The 14,002-nt window shown below is 68.8% G+C and carries 12 protein-coding genes and 1 tRNA gene; 4 read left to right on the top strand and 9 right to left on the bottom strand.

Annotated elements, in window-relative coordinates; genetic code table 11:
* Positions 1 to 107: 107 nt before the first annotated feature.
* The 3 genes from ASG28_RS02835 (at position 108) to ASG28_RS02825 (ending at position 3,714) form a co-directional block, all read left to right on the top strand.
* Positions 108 to 1,466 carry an ABC transporter substrate-binding protein gene (locus ASG28_RS02835; RefSeq protein WP_055971795.1) on the top strand — a complete coding sequence of 453 codons (1,359 nt, stop codon included), beginning with the start codon at positions 108 to 110 and terminating at the stop codon, positions 1,464 to 1,466.
* 128 nt (positions 1,467 to 1,594) lie between these two features.
* Positions 1,595 to 2,734, top strand: coding sequence for a carbohydrate ABC transporter permease (locus ASG28_RS02830; RefSeq protein WP_054145643.1), 1,140 nt, complete (start codon positions 1,595 to 1,597; stop codon positions 2,732 to 2,734).
* A complete protein-coding gene (locus ASG28_RS02825; protein ID WP_054145644.1) occupies positions 2,731 to 3,714 on the top strand; it encodes a carbohydrate ABC transporter permease in 984 nt (327 codons plus the stop codon). The genes ASG28_RS02830 and ASG28_RS02825 overlap by 4 nt, the downstream gene beginning before the upstream one ends.
* Positions 3,715 to 3,844: 130 nt before the next feature.
* On the opposite strand, the gene ASG28_RS02820 is transcribed toward ASG28_RS02825, so the two are convergent.
* Positions 3,845 to 3,920, bottom strand: a tRNA-Glu gene (locus ASG28_RS02820).
* Positions 3,921 to 4,022: 102 nt separating this feature from the next.
* On the opposite strand from ASG28_RS02820, the gene ASG28_RS02815 reads away from it, so the two are divergent.
* Positions 4,023 to 4,658 (top strand): MBL fold metallo-hydrolase, encoded by a 636-nt coding sequence (locus tag ASG28_RS02815; protein WP_055971791.1) that lies wholly within the window; start codon positions 4,023 to 4,025, stop codon positions 4,656 to 4,658.
* Between the two features lie 88 nt (positions 4,659 to 4,746).
* Here the strand turns inward: ASG28_RS02815 and serA are convergent, their stop codons facing one another.
* The 8 genes from serA to ilvD form a co-directional block, all read right to left on the bottom strand.
* Complete coding sequence (serA, locus tag ASG28_RS02810; RefSeq protein WP_043593971.1) at positions 4,747 to 6,336, bottom strand: phosphoglycerate dehydrogenase; 1,590 nt, start codon at positions 6,334 to 6,336, stop codon at positions 4,747 to 4,749.
* A gap of 160 nt (positions 6,337 to 6,496) precedes the next feature.
* Positions 6,497 to 6,892, bottom strand: coding sequence for a hypothetical protein (locus tag ASG28_RS02805; RefSeq protein WP_054145647.1), 396 nt, complete (start codon positions 6,890 to 6,892; stop codon positions 6,497 to 6,499).
* A complete protein-coding gene (locus tag ASG28_RS02800) occupies positions 6,889 to 7,407 on the bottom strand; it encodes a hypothetical protein (protein WP_055971788.1) in 519 nt (172 codons plus the stop codon). Before ASG28_RS02800 ends, ASG28_RS02805 begins: the two co-directional genes overlap by 4 nt.
* The gene (locus ASG28_RS02795) at positions 7,404 to 8,543 is read right to left on the bottom strand and encodes a mannitol-1-phosphate 5-dehydrogenase (protein WP_055971784.1); all 1,140 of its coding nucleotides are present in this window, start codon (positions 8,541 to 8,543) and stop codon (positions 7,404 to 7,406) included. Before ASG28_RS02795 ends, ASG28_RS02800 begins: the two co-directional genes overlap by 4 nt.
* A 101-nt stretch (positions 8,544 to 8,644) precedes the next feature.
* A complete protein-coding gene (gene ilvC, locus ASG28_RS02790; protein ID WP_055971781.1) occupies positions 8,645 to 9,670 on the bottom strand; it encodes a ketol-acid reductoisomerase in 1,026 nt (341 codons plus the stop codon).
* 73 nt (positions 9,671 to 9,743) lie between these two features.
* Positions 9,744 to 10,250, bottom strand: coding sequence for an acetolactate synthase small subunit (gene ilvN, locus ASG28_RS02785; RefSeq protein ID WP_043593980.1), 507 nt, complete (start codon positions 10,248 to 10,250; stop codon positions 9,744 to 9,746).
* Positions 10,247 to 12,139 carry an acetolactate synthase large subunit gene (locus ASG28_RS02780; RefSeq protein ID WP_082454280.1) on the bottom strand — a complete coding sequence of 631 codons (1,893 nt, stop codon included), beginning with the start codon at positions 12,137 to 12,139 and terminating at the stop codon, positions 10,247 to 10,249. Before ASG28_RS02780 ends, ilvN begins: the two co-directional genes overlap by 4 nt.
* A gap of 106 nt (positions 12,140 to 12,245) precedes the next feature.
* A complete protein-coding gene (ilvD, locus tag ASG28_RS02775; RefSeq protein ID WP_054145651.1) occupies positions 12,246 to 13,958 on the bottom strand; it encodes a dihydroxy-acid dehydratase in 1,713 nt (570 codons plus the stop codon).
* Positions 13,959 to 14,002: the final 44 nt, after the last annotated feature.

Genomic DNA, 14,002 nt, shown 5'->3' with positions numbered 1-14,002 from the left:
GCGAGTATGTGACACTCATCGTCGACGCGCGTCGACGACGACGTGCGGCGGACGATCACCCCGACAGCACGGGCCGTCCGTTCTTGCGACTCAATGAGGAGACACCAATGCGAGCATCCCTGCACCGCCGCTTCACGGGCCCCCTGGCCATCCTGGCGGCGTCGAGCTTCCTGTTGGCCGGATGCTCCGGCACGGCCGACCCCAACGACCCGAACGCCGGAGGCGCGGGTGCCGGCGACGTCGGAACCGCCGACGGCGTCGTGAACGTCTACGGCACCATCAACGGCGACGAGGCCACGCTCCTCGAGCAGTCCTGGGCCGACTGGGAAAAAGCGAACGACATCGAGATCAAGTACACGGGCGACAAAGAGTTCGAGAAGCAGATCGGCATCAAGGTCCAGGGTGGCGACACCCCCGACCTGGCGATCTTCCCCCAGCCCGGCCTGCTGGCCGACACGGTCGCGTCCGGCAAGGTGCAAGAACTGCCCGAAGACGCTCTGGCCAACGTCAAGGAGGGCTGGTCCGAGGACTGGCAGAAGTACGGCCAGGTCGACGGCAAGCAGTACGGCGCCCCCCTGATGGCCAGCGTCAAGGGCTACGTCTGGTACTCCCCCGCCAAGTTCGAGGAGTGGGGCGTCGAGGTCCCCAAGACCTACGACGAGCTCATCGCCCTGTCGAAGACCATCCAGGAGAAGACCGGCGGCCCCTCCTGGTGCGCCGGCTTCAACTCGGGCGAGGCCTCGGGCTGGCCCGGCACGGACTGGGTCGAGGACCTCGTCCTGCGCGAGGCCGGTCCCGACGCCTACGACTCGTGGGTCGCGGGTGACACGAAGTTCACCGACCCCGAGATCAAGGCCGCCTTCGACTCGGTGGGCGACATCCTGCTCGACCCGAGCCTCGTGAACGCCGGTTACGGCGACGTCAAGTCGATCAACTCGACCGCCTTCGGCGACGTCGCGACGAACGTGGCGAACGGCAGCTGCGCCCTGACCCACCAGGCCTCGTTCTTCGAGGGCTTCCTGACGGCCGCGAACAACGCGTCCGGTCAGCCGGCCACGGTCGCCGAGGACGGCGACGTCTGGGCCTTCCTCACCCCGCCGATGAAGGAGGACGACCCGGCAGCCGTCACCGGTGGTGGTGAGTTCGTCGCCGCGTTCTCGAACGACGACGACACCGCCAAGGTGCAGGCGTACCTCGCCAGCGCCGACTGGGCCAACAGCCGCGTCTCCCTCGGTGGCGTCATCTCCGCGAACAAGGGCCTCGACCCCGAGAACGCCGGCAGCGACCTGCTCAAGGGCGCCGTCGAGATCCTCCAGGGCACCGACACCACCTTCCGCTTCGACGGTTCCGACCTGATGCCCAAGTCGGTCGGCTCCGACAGCTTCTGGAAGGGCATGGTCGACTGGATCGACGGCACCGACACCGACACGGTGCTCGACGAGATCCAGGCCGGCTACACCTCGTAACACCCGCGCCGCAGGGGCCACCGCACGTCGGTGGCCCCTGACCCCGCGCCCGCTCGCCGCCCCGCTCGCCGCCCCGGGCGACAGCGACGGGCGCCGTCCTGCTCGGACCCGAACGTGAAAGGACAGAGATGTCCAGTTTCTTCCAGTGGCTGGCGGGAATCCCGCCCCTGGCGCAGATCCCCTTGATCCTCGTCGCCTTCACCGCCCTCGTGGCCGTGGTGCTCGTCTTCGTCGAGTTCGCCCCCCGCCGAGGCCCGCAGTACACGATCATCCGACTGGCCGTCTGCGTGGTCGTCCCGGTCGTCGTGCTGCTGGCGTTCGGCCTCTACAACTCGGTCATCTGGGTCGCCGCCATCGCGGCCGTCCTGGGCGGCGGCCTGTTCCTGCTCGACTACCGCTCGAAGCGCGGTGCCGGGTACTCGCTGCAATTGATCGCCTTCATGGCACCCGCGGTCTTCTTCTTGATCATCGGGCTCATCTACCCGACGATCACGACCGCCGGCCAGGCCTTCATGAAGAACGACGGCTCCGGCTTCGCCGGCCTCGACAACTTCGTCTGGGTCTTCACGAGCCCCGACGGCCTCACGGCCTTCGGCAACACGCTGATCTGGGTGCTGCTCGCCCCGATCACCGCGACGGCCATCGGCCTCGCCTACGCCGTGTTCATCGACAAGAGCCGCGGCGAGAAGTTCCTCAAGCTGCTCGTCTTCATGCCGATGGCCATCTCGTTCGTCGGCGCCTCGATCATCTTCAAGTTCTTCTACGACATCCGCCAGGGCGAGCAGATCGGTCTGCTCAACGGCATCCTCGTCGCCTTCGGCGGCCAGCCGGTCGACTGGCTCGGTCTCGAGCCGTGGAACACCTTGCTGCTCGTCATCGTGCTCATCTGGACGCAGGCCGGCTTCGCGATGACGGTGCTGTCGGCCGCCATCAAGGGCGTGCCCGCCGAGCAGCTCGAGGCGGCCTCGCTCGACGGCACCAACGGGTTCCAGGCGTTCCGTCACATCACGGTGCCGGGCATCCGGACGACCATCATCGTCGTGCTGACGACGATCTCGATCGCGTCGCTCAAGGTCTACGACATCGTCTCGGCCATGACCGGCGGTCGCAACGACACGACCATCCTCGCGTTCGAGATGGTGCGTCAGTTCCAGCTCGGCAGCCGCACCGGCTACAGCTCGGCGCTCGCCGTCATCCTGTTCGTGCTGGTGCTGCCGATCGTGATCTACAACGCCCGTCAGATCCAGAAACAGAGGGAGATCCGATGACCGCCACGCCCACCCCGGTCGGGGTCGCCGTCACCCCGCGCACCGAGAGCCAGCTGAAGCGCGGCGTCGCGAAGATCGAGAACTCGAGCGGCAAGCTGAAGAAGGGCTCGACGAGCCGCGGCGCGACCATCGCCGCGCTGATCATCGCCGTCATCTGGACCCTGCCCACGGCCGGCCTGTTCATCTCGTCGTTCCGCCCCGCGAACGACATCAAGACCACCGGCTGGTGGACCGTCTTCGCCAACCCGGGGTTCACGCTCGACAACTACGTGAACGCCCTGAACTCGGGCGACAGCCTCACGCTCGGCAAGGCGTTCCTGAACTCGCTGGTGATCACGCTGCCCGCGGCGCTGATCCCGATCACGATCGCGAGTCTGGCGGCGTACGCGTTCGCCTGGATCGACTTCAAGGGACGCAACACGATGTTCGTGCTGGTGTTCGCCCTGCAGATCGTCCCGATCCAGATGGCACTCGTGCCGTTGCTCCGCCTGTTCTCGGACGGCCTGCGCATCGGCGGCCTGTACATCTTGCCGGGGCTCGGCGTGAACGGCCTCGACGGGTCGTTCGCGAAGGTCTGGATCGCGCACACGATCTTCGCCCTGCCGCTGGCGATCTTCATGCTGCACAACTTCATCTCGGAGATCCCGGCCGAGGTGATCGAGGCCGCCCGCATGGACGGCGCCGGTCACGGGCAGGTGTTCTTCCGCATCGTGCTGCCGCTGTCGATGCCCGCGATCGCCTCGTTCGGCATCTTCCAGTTCCTGTGGGTCTGGAACGACCTGCTCGTGGCCACCGTCTTCACGTCCGGGCAGGGACTGCCGATCACGAAGGCCCTGCAAGACCTCTCGGGGTCGTACGGCCAGTCGTGGGAGCTGCTGACGGCCGGGGCGTTCATCTCGATCATCGTGCCGCTGATCGTGTTCTTCGCCCTGCAGCGATTCTTCGTGCGCGGCCTGCTGGCAGGAGCCACGAAGGGCTGACCCGTCACGCAGGACACGAGACCGCCCGGCGAGAGCCCGGCGGTCTCGTGCCGTGTCGGGTCGTCTCGTGCAGTGGCCGGAAACGAAAAAACCGCCAGGCGAGAGCCTGGCGGTTTCTTGTCGGTGCTGGTGGTGACCCCAACGGGATTCGAACCCGTGTTACCGCCGTGAGAGGGCGACGTACTAGGCCGCTATACGATGGGGCCGTATTTGCAACTCGTCGAGTATGCCACACCCCGCGAGTCCGTCACAAATCGAGCCACCGGCGCGTCGAGATCGACCCACCCGACGCGCGTACAGTCGCTCTCATGCGCCTCACGAAGCTCGAACACGCCTGCCTGATCCTCGAGAAGGACGGGCGCAAGCTCGTCGTCGACCCCGGGTCGTTCACGGCCCCCCTGATCGACCTGCACGACGTCGACGCCGTCGTGGTCACCCACGAGCACGCCGACCACTGGACCCCCGACCAGCTGACCCACCTGCTCGCCACGAACCCCGACGCGACCGTCTACGGCCCGGCGGGCGTGGCCACGGCCGCCGAGGGCTTCGACGTGCACGTCGTCGCCGACGGCGACACCGTCGAGGTCGGTCCGTTCACGCTCGGTTTCCACGGCTCGCGCCACGCGGTCATCCACGAGAGCATCCCGGTCATCGACAACGTCGGCGTCCTCGTCGACGGCTCGCTGTTCTACCCGGGCGACCAGTTCACGGTGCCGCCGGTGCCGGTGGACGTCCTCGCGACCCCCGTCGGAGCACCGTGGCTCAAGGTGGCCGAGGTGATCGACTACGTCGCGGCGGTCAAGCCCCGACTGGCCTTCCCGACCCACGAGCAGACCCTCTCCGCGCCCGGACTCGCCATGCACTTCGACCGCATGAAGGCCTCCGCGCAGTCGGTCGGCGGTGACGCCGTGAAGCTCGAGGCGCACGAGTCGCTCGACCTCTAGGCCCACCGATGACGGGCACTCCCCCGACGACGAACCGCCCCTCTCCGGTCTGACCGGAGGAGGGGCGGTTCGTCGTCGCGCGCCGCGACTAGAGCGTGACGTCGATCTCGCGCAGCGTCTTCGCGTCGATGGCGACACGCACCTTCTCGACGAGTTCGTCGGGCGCGGGGCTGTCGATGGTCAGGACGCTGAGGGCCTGACCGCCGGCGCTCTGGCGGGCGATCTGCATGCCCGCGATGTTGATGCCGGCGTCGCCGAACTCGCGACCGTAGACCGCGACGATGCCGGGGCGGTCGGTGTAGACCATGACGAGGTGGTGGGCCGCGATGGGGACCTCGACGTCGTAGCCGTTGATCTCGACGATCTTCTCGACCTGCTTCGTCCCGGTGAGGGTGCCCGAGACCGAGATCTGCGAACCGTCGCTCAACGAGCCGCGCAGGGTGATGACGTTGCGGTACTCGTCGCTGGTCGGGTCGGTGAGCAGACGCACGGTGATGCCGCGCTGCTCGGCCAGCAACGGTGCGTTCACGTAGCTGACCGACTCGCTGACGATGTTCGTGAAGATGCCCTTCAGGGCCGCCAGCTTCAGCACGCTGACGTCGTACTCGACCAGGTCGCCTCGAACCTCGACGTCGACGCTCGTCAACGGGCTGTCGGCGAGGCCCGAGAACACCTGGCCGATCTTCTCGACCAGCGGGATGCCGGGACGCACGTAGGGGTCGATGACGCCGCCGGCGACGTTGACCGCATCGGGCACGAGCTCGCCGCCGAGTGCGAGCCGCACCGATCGGGCGACCGAGACGCCGGCCTTCTCTTGCGCCTCGTCCGTCGAGGCACCGAGGTGCGGGGTGACCACGACGTTCTCGAGACCGAGCAGCTTCTGGTCGACCGGGGGCTCCTTCACGAACACGTCGAGCCCGGCGCCGGCGATCTCGCCGGTCGTGAGGGCCTCGTACAGTCCGTCCTCGTCGATGAGGCCACCGCGGGCGACGTTGACGACGAACGCCGACTTCTTCATGGCCTTCATCTGCTCGAGGCCGATCATGCCGGTGGTCTCGGGGGTCTTGGGCATGTGGATCGTCACGAAGTCGCTCGTGGCGAGCAGTTCGTCGAGCGACAGCAGCGTGACCCCGAGCTGCTGCGCGCGGGCCGGCGTGACGTAGGGGTCGTAGGCCACGACGTTCACACCGAAGGCCTGCAGGCGCGCCGTGATCAGGGCGCCGATGCGGCCCAGGCCGACGATGCCGACCGTCTTCTCGTACAGCTCGACGCCGGTGTACTTCGACCGCTTCCACTGCCCCTGCGCCAGGGCGGAGTGCGCCGCCGGGATGTGCCGCGCGAGGCTGAGGATGTGCCCGACCGTGAGCTCGGCGGCCGAGATGATGTTCGACGTCGGGGCGTTGACGACCATCACGCCGGCCGTGGTGGCCGCCTTGATGTCGACGTTGTCGAGCCCGACGCCGGCGCGCGCGACGACCTTGAGCGACGGGGCGGCGGCGATGGCCTCGGCGTCGACCTGCGTCGCGGACCGCACGAGGATGGCGTCGGCGTCGGCCAGGGCGGCCAGCAGCGCGGGGCGGTCGGTGCCGTCCACCGATCGCACGTCGAAGTCGGGCCCGAGGGCGTCGACGGTGGCGGGTGACAGTTCTTCTGCGATCAACACGACGGGCTTGGCCACGGGGCGGACGTCCTTCTCTGGGTGGTGTTCGGTGAGGGGCCGCGACGCGCCGTGGGCGCGGCTGCTGACGACTCTATCGACTCGCGCGGATCGTTACGTCCGGATGACGCCGTCCCCGGTGGACGGCGTCGAGGACCCGACCCGCGCCTCCTCGGCTCGCTCAGACGGTGGTGACGTACGCCGTCAGGGTCAGCGACACGGCCGCCACGAGACCCAGGGCCGCGAACAGCGCCAGCGTGAACTTCCACAGTTCGCGACGGCGGCCCACCACGATCGCGGCGACGAACGCCAGCGGCGGCACGACGACCCCGACGATCAGCGGCACCCAGGGCGGCGACACCACGAGGCCGTCGAGGCCGTTCTCGCGGTAGAAGTCGTTGTTCTGCGTGAAGACCTGCGGCACGAGCACGAGGTTCGAGATCGCCTCGAACAGGTCGAAGGCGAAGAAGACGGCGAAGACGATCGCGACCGCGAGGTAGAAGAAGAAGGAGGCGCGGCCCGGTTCGCTCGCGTCACCGGCCGTCACCGAGACGGCGTCGTGCTCGTGGTCGCTCATGCGGAGCCTCCGATCACGAGGGGCCAGGGGGCGACGAGGAGCGCCCCGAGGGCCATCCAGGCGAGACGGCGCCCGGTGCGATCGACGGGGACGAGCACGATGACCGCCACGAACCACGCGATCGGGGCCACCACGGCGAACAGCTCGCCGAGGTTCCACATGAGCGACGAGATCGCGTCGGTGAACGGGTTCGTGAAGTCGCCCACGGCGACGATCCAGCCCGCCGCCCAGAGGAGGAACACGCCGCCGAGCACGCCGTGCACGACCAGCGACGCCGAGCTCATGACGGCCGGACCGTCGTCGACGTCGTCCTCGTCGTCGTCGTCGTCCGGGTCGCCCGATTCGTCGGCGAGGTCGGCGCCGAGCTCGTCGCCGGTCGAGTCGGACCGTCTGCCCCGCCGCCGACGACCCGTGGGCGTGGGCCCCTCGACGTGACTGCTGTCGGCCTCGTCACCCCAGGTCAGGGCGTCGTCGGCGTCGCCGCCGGCCGGCGCCTGCGGCTCGGCTGGCGTCATGCGGTGAGCTTGGACGAGACCGCCGCGAGCAACGCGGGGAACAACGGGTGGTCGTCCTGGACGCCCGTCAGCGTGCGCGTGAGCTCGTCGGCCCCGAGGCCCGAGGTCAGCAGCGACTGCAGCTCGACGCTCTCGACGTCGTCGGTCACCGAGAAGTCGAGGGCGGCACGCACGGCGCGCACGAGGGCGTCGTAGGGCAGCCCGCGCTCGGCGGCCTGGGCCGCCGGTCCGACGAACCGCTCGTGGCGGCTGAGCTTGCGCAGCGGGTTCCGGCCGACGCGTTCGGTGGTGTCGGGGAGGTGCGGATTGGCGATGCGGACGAGGTTCTTCTCGATGTAGGCCTGCTGCTCGTCGGCGTCGAGCTCGTGCTTGGCCACGAGCAGACCCTTGGTCTCGGCGAGGACGCCGCGGACCTCGGCCATCACCTCGGCGTCGTCGAGGGCCTCGCGGATGCTCGCGAGCCCCTTGCGGAACCCGTGGTAGGCGGCCGCGGCGTGCGCGGTGTTGACCGTGAAGAGCTTGCGCTCGATGAAGGGCTCGAGGTCGGCGACCCACGTGACGCCCTCGATGTCGGGGCGGTGCTCGCCGAACGGCGTGCTCTCGACGACCCACTCGAAGAACGACTCGATGGTGACGTCGAGCGTGCCGCCGGCCTGCTCGGGCACGATGCGGTCGATGGCGCAGTTCGCGAAGACGGCGTTCTCGGCCGGGTCGTGCTCACGCACGGCGGCCGCGAGAGAGTCGGTCGCGTTGATGGCGTTCTCGCACGCGATGACGGAGAGCGGCGCCAGATCGGCGGAACGCTGGGCCAGGCCCTTGGCGATGACCGGTGCGACGAACGGCAGGATGCGGGCGCCGACCGCGGTGGTCACGACGTCGGCGGTCGCGATCTCGGCGACGAGGGCCGCCTCGTCGGTGCGGCTGTTGATCGCGCGGTAGCCGTCGACGACCGTCGTCCGGCTGTCTTCGCCGACCTCGTGGACCTCGAACGACGACTGCGACTGCAGCGCCCCGATCAGGTCGTCGTTCACATCGGCGAAGACGACCTCGTAGCCGCTCGCGTGGAGGAACTGGGCGACGAAGCCGCGGCCGATGTTGCCGGCGCCGAAGTGCACTGCTTTCTTGCTCTGAGCCATGCCTTAGATCATGCCACGAGGTCACCCGGCCGACGGACGGCGAGAGGGCCCCGCACCGGGTGGTGCGGGGCCCTCTCGGGTGGTTCGGTGACGACGTCGGGTCAGCGAGCAGCGCTGCCGTCGACGTAGTCGGAGTCCTGCTGCTTCCAGGCGAACAGGGCACGCAGCTCTTGGCCGGTGGCCTCGATCGGGTGCTCCTCGCCCTTCTTGCGGAGCTCCTTGAACTCGGGGGCGCCGGCGTCCTGGTCGTCGATGAAGCGCTTCGCGAAGGCACCCGACTGGATGTCGGCGAGGACGGCCTTCATGTTGTCCTTGACGTCGGGGGTGATGACGCGGGGGCCCGAGACGTAGTCGCCGTATTCGGCCGTGTCGGAGACGCTCCAGCGCTGCTTGGCCAGGCCGCCCTCCCAGATCAGGTCGACGATCAGCTTCAGCTCGTGGAGCACCTCGAAGTAGGCGATCTGCGGCTGGTAGCCGGCCTCGGTCAGGGTCTCGAAACCGTACTGGATCAGCTGCGAGGTGCCGCCGCAGAGCACGGCCTGCTCGCCGAAGAGGTCGGTCTCGGTCTCTTCGGTGAAGGTGGTCTTGATGCCGCCGGCGCGCAGTCCGCCGATGCCCTTCGAGTACGACCAGGCGAGATCCCAGGCCGAACCCGAGGCGTCCTTCTCGACGGCGACGATGACGGGCACCCCGCGGCCGGCCTCGAACTCGCGACGGACGGTGTGGCCGGGGCCCTTGGGGGCGACGAGCACCACGTCGACGCCCTCGGGCGCCTCGATGTAGCCGAAGCGGATGTTGAAGCCGTGTCCGAAGACGAGGGCCTTGCCGTCGGCGAGGTTGGGGGCGATGTCGTCGGCGTACACGTGACGCTGCACCTGGTCGGGAGCGAGGATGACGATGACGTCGCCCCAGGCCGAGGCCTCGGCGGGCGTCTGCACGGTGAAGCCCGCTTCTTGGGCCTTGGCGCGGCTCTTCGAGCCCTCCTTCAGTCCGACGACGACCTCGACGCCGGAGTCGCGGAGGTTCAGCGCGTGGGCGTGGCCCTGCGAGCCGTAGCCGATGACGGCGACCTTCTTGCCCTGGATGATCGACAGGTCGGCGTCGTTGTCGTAGACGATTTCAGTCACGGTATGGGTTCTCCTTGGGTGGTGACGGTGGGGTGTCGGGGCGAGGAGGCGCGGTGCGCGACCCCTCGCGGGGTCAGTTCTTGAAGACGCGGTCGGTGATCGACTTCGCGCCGCGGCCGATGGCCAGCAGGCCCGACTGCGAGATCTCCTTGATGCCGTAGGGCTCGAGCACCCGGAGCAGCGCGGTCGTCTTGCCGGTGTCGCCCGTGACCTCGATGACGAGGGCGTCGGTCGACACGTCGACGACCGAGGCGCGGAAGAGGGTGACGGCCTCGAGCACCTGGGAGCGGGTCGTGTTGTCGACGCGCACCTTGATCAACAGGTGCTCGCGCTGGACGGACTGCGAGTAGTCGAGCTCGACGATCTTGATCACGTTGATGAGCTTGTTCAGCTGCTTGGTGACCTGCTCGAGCGGCAGTTCTTCGACGTCGACGACGACCGTGATGCGGCTCAGCCCCTCGACCTCGCTCTTGCCGACGGCGAGGCTCTCGATGTTGAACCCGCGTCGGGCGAAGAGCCCGGCGACTCGGGTCAGCAGACCCGGCTTGTCTTCGACGAGCAGGGACAGGACGTGGCTCATGCGTGTTCTCCGGTCATGTCGCCGTCACGGGTGGTGTCGGAGGCGCTCGTGCCGGGCGCCTCGTCGTCCCACTCGGGAGCGAGGGCACGGGCGTGCTGGATCTCGGAGTTCGAGACCCCTTGCGGCACCATCGGCCAGACCATCGCGTCGCGGCTGACGACGAAGTCGATGACGACCGGTCGGTCGTTGGTCGCGAGGGCGAGCTCGATGGCCGCGTCGACCTCGTCCTCGGTGCGGACCCGGATGCCGAGGGCGCCGTAGGCGTCGGCGAGCTTGACGAAGTCCGGCACCATGCGCGTCTCGTGACCGGTGTTGAGGTCGGTGAACGAGTGGCGCCCCTCGTAGAAGAGCGTCTGCCACTGCCGCACCATGCCGAGCGACGAGTTGTTGATGATCGCGACCTTGATCGGGATGTCGTTGATGACGCAGGTCGCCAGCTCTTGGTTGGTCATCTGGAAGCAACCGTCGCCGTCGATCGCCCACACCACACGGTCGGGCTGGGCGACCTTGGCCCCCATGGCGGCCGGGACCGAGTAGCCCATCGTGCCCGCGCCTCCGGAGTTGAGCCAGGCGTGCGGTCGCTCGTACTCGATGAACTGGGCCGCCCACATCTGGTGCTGGCCGACGCCGGAGGCGTAGATCGCCTCGGGGCCGGAGAGCTGTCCGATGCGCTGGATGATCGCCTGCGGGGACAGCAGGCCGTCGTCGGGCTGGGTGTAGCCGAGCGGGAACTGCTCGCGCAGCCCGTCGAGGTGCTCCCACCAGGCCGCGATGTCGGGCTTCACGCCGCCCGTGACCTCGGCGAACGCGCTCGTGAGGTCGGGGATGACGATCTTGGCGTCACCCACGATCGGCACGTCGGCGATGCGGATCTTCGAGATCTCGGCCGGGTCGATGTCGACGTGGACGACCTTCGCGCCCGGCGCGAACAGCTCGGCCTTGCCGGTGACCCGGTCGTCGAACCGCGCACCCAGGGCGATGATGAGGTCGCTCTCTTGCAGGCCGAGCACGGCCGGGACCGTGCCGTGCATGCCGGGCATCCCGAGGTGCTGCGGGTGGGTGTCCGGGAACGCACCACGGGCCATCAGGGTGGTGACGACGGGAGCACCGGTGAGCTCGACGAGGGCCTTCAGCTCGGCCGACGCCCCGGCGCGGATCACACCGCCGCCGACGTAGAAGACCGGCTGCTTCGCGTCGGCGATCATCTGGGCCGCGGCGGTGATCTGCTTGCCGTGTGCCCTCGTGACCGGCCGGTAGCCCGGCAGGTCGACGACGGGTGGCCAGATGAAGGGGGCGCTGTTCTGCTGCGCGTCCTTCGTGATGTCGACGAGGACGGGGCCGGGACGACCCGTGCTCGCGATCTGGTACGCCGCGGCGAGCGTCGCCGGGATGTCCTCGGGCTTCGTCACCAGGAACGAGTGCTTCGTGATCGGCATCGTGATGCCGACGATGTCGGCCTCCTGGAAGGCATCGGTGCCCATGAGGGTCGAGAAGACCTGCCCGGTGATGGCCAGCAGCGGCATGCTGTCCATGTAGGCGTCGGCGATGGCCGTGACGAGGTTGGTCGCACCGGGGCCGGACGTCGCGATCGCGACGCCGACGCGGCCCGACGCGGCCGCGTAGCCCTCGGCGGCGTGGCCGGCGCCCTGCTCGTGGCGGACCAGGATGTGCCGGATCGCGGTCGAGGCCATCAATTCGTCGTAGAACGGGATGATGGCACCACCGGGCAACCCGAAGACGTCGGTGACGCCGAGGTGCTCGAGCGACTTGAGGATGGCACCCGACCCGGTCAGCACGGGAGGCGCGGGGGGCGACCCGACGGACGCGCCGGCGCTCGGCCGGGCCGTCCGTGTCGCGGTGCCGGGCGTGGGGGTGGACTCTGCAGGCATCAGTGCCGGTTCCCTGTTCGTGGTCGGTGATCGATGGTGACGGTGCGGGACGCGGCCGTGCACGTGGGTGCGGCGACGCGTCGGCTCGGCCCGGGGGCGGGAGGCGTCAGTAGGTGACGGCGCCCTCGGCCGCGGAGCGGACCTGGCGTGCGTACTTCGCGAGGACACCGCGGGTGTAGCGCGGGGGAAGCGGTGCCCAGCCGTCTCGGCGGGCGTCCAGCTCTGCGGCGTCGACGAGTAGGTCGATCGAGCGAGCGGCGATGTCGACCCGAATCAAGTCACCATCGCGCACGAAGGCGATCGGACCGGAGTCGACCGCTTCGGGTGCTATGTGGCCGATGCACAGGCCGGTTGTGCCGCCTGAGAATCGTCCGTCCGTCAAGAGTAGTACATCTTTGCCGAGCCCAGCGCCCTTGATGGCCGCCGTGATGGCGAGCATCTCGCGCATGCCCGGGCCGCCCTTCGGGCCCTCGTAGCGGATCACGACCACGTCGCCGGCCTCGATGCGCCCCTCGGTGAGGGCGTCCATCGCGCCACGCTCGCGTTCGAAGACCTTCGCCGGGCCCTCGAACACCGAGGCGTCGAAGCCGGCCGTCTTGACGACGGCGCCCTCGGGTGCCATCGAGCCGCTGAGGACGGTGAGACCGCCGGTCGCGTGGATCGGGTTGTCGAGCGTGCGCAACACCTCGCCGTCGAGCGGCTTCGGCTTGATCGACTCGAGGTTCTCGGCCACGGTCTTGCCCGTGACGGTCAGGCAGTCGCCGTGCAGCAGACCCGCGTCGAGCAGGGCCTTCATGACGACGGGGACACCGCCCATGCGGTCGACGTCGTTCATGACGTACTTGCCGAAGGGCTTGAGGTCGCCGATGTGCGGCACCTTGTCGCCGATGCGGTTGAAGTCGTCGATGGTGAGGTCGACCTCGGCCTCGTACGCGATGGCGAGCAGGTGCAACACGACGTTGGTCGAGCCGCCGAAGGCCATCGCCACGGCGATGGCGTTCTCGAACGCCTTCTTCGTGAGGATGTCGCGCGTCGTGATGCCCAGGCGGAGCATCTCGACGACGGCCTCGCCCGAGCGGTGGGCGAAGTAGTCGCGGCGACGGTCGGCCGACGGCGGGGCCGCGGAACCGGGGAGGCTCATGCCGAGGGCCTCGGCCACGCTGGCCATGGTGTTGGCGGTGTACATGCCGCCGCAGGCTCCTTCGCCCGGGACGATGGCGCACTCGATGGCCTTGAGGTCTTCGTCGCTCATGTTGCCGGCCTTGTGGGCGCCGACAGCCTCGAACGAGTCGATGATGGTGACGTTCTTCTCGGTGCCGTCGCTCAGCTTGACCCAACCGGGGGCGACGCTGCCGGCGTAGAGGAAGACGCTGGCAAGGTCGAGCCGGGCCGCGGCCATCAGCATGCCGGGCAGCGATTTGTCGCAGCCGGCGAGCAGCACCGAACCGTCGAGTCGCTCGGCGTTCATGACGACCTCGACGCTGTCGGCGATCACCTCGCGCGAGACGAGCGAGAAGTGCATGCCCTCGTGGCCCATCGAGATGCCGTCGGACACCGAGACGGTGCCGAACTGGAGCGGGTAGCCGCCGCCGGCGTGGACGCCCTCTTTGGCGCCCTGGGCCAGTCGGTCGAGCGACAGGTTGCAGGGGGTGATCTCGTTCCAGCTGCTGGCGATGCCGATCTGGGGCTTGCTCCAGTCCTCGTCGCCCATGCCGACGGCACGGAGCATGCCTCGCGACGTGGTGGCCTCGACGCCGTCGGTGACGACGCGGCTGCGGGGTTTGATGTCGATCCCGTCCGGGGTGGGCTTCTCTGGCATGGGTCGAGTTTAGGCCGTGACCGGGCGCGCGCCGTCCACCGTGG

The sequence above is a fragment of the Frigoribacterium sp. Leaf415 genome (assembly GCF_001424645.1).
GTDB lineage: Bacteria > Actinomycetota > Actinomycetes > Actinomycetales > Microbacteriaceae > Frigoribacterium.
Note: the sequence above shows the minus strand (reverse complement) of the source record. Positions and strands in the feature narration are given on the sequence as shown.

Excerpts from the sequence above, each read along its gene's own strand:
- ASG28_RS02835 (WP_055971795.1), top strand. The coding sequence starts at position 108 with ATGCGAGCATCCCTGCACCGCCGCTTCACGGGCCCCCTGGCCATCCTG.
- ASG28_RS02830 (WP_054145643.1), top strand. The coding sequence starts at position 1,595 with ATGTCCAGTTTCTTCCAGTGGCTGGCGGGAATCCCGCCCCTGGCGCAG.
- ASG28_RS02825 (WP_054145644.1), top strand. The coding sequence starts at position 2,731 with ATGACCGCCACGCCCACCCCGGTCGGGGTCGCCGTCACCCCGCGCACC.
- ASG28_RS02815 (WP_055971791.1), top strand. The coding sequence starts at position 4,023 with ATGCGCCTCACGAAGCTCGAACACGCCTGCCTGATCCTCGAGAAGGAC.
- ASG28_RS02805 (WP_054145647.1), bottom strand. The coding sequence starts at position 6,892 with ATGAGCGACCACGAGCACGACGCCGTCTCGGTGACGGCCGGTGACGCG.
- ASG28_RS02800 (WP_055971788.1), bottom strand. The coding sequence starts at position 7,407 with ATGACGCCAGCCGAGCCGCAGGCGCCGGCCGGCGGCGACGCCGACGAC.
- ASG28_RS02795 (WP_055971784.1), bottom strand. The coding sequence starts at position 8,543 with ATGGCTCAGAGCAAGAAAGCAGTGCACTTCGGCGCCGGCAACATCGGC.
- ilvN (WP_043593980.1), bottom strand. The coding sequence starts at position 10,250 with ATGAGCCACGTCCTGTCCCTGCTCGTCGAAGACAAGCCGGGTCTGCTG.
- ASG28_RS02780 (WP_082454280.1), bottom strand. The coding sequence starts at position 12,139 with ATGCCTGCAGAGTCCACCCCCACGCCCGGCACCGCGACACGGACGGCC.
- ilvD (WP_054145651.1), bottom strand. The coding sequence starts at position 13,958 with ATGCCAGAGAAGCCCACCCCGGACGGGATCGACATCAAACCCCGCAGC.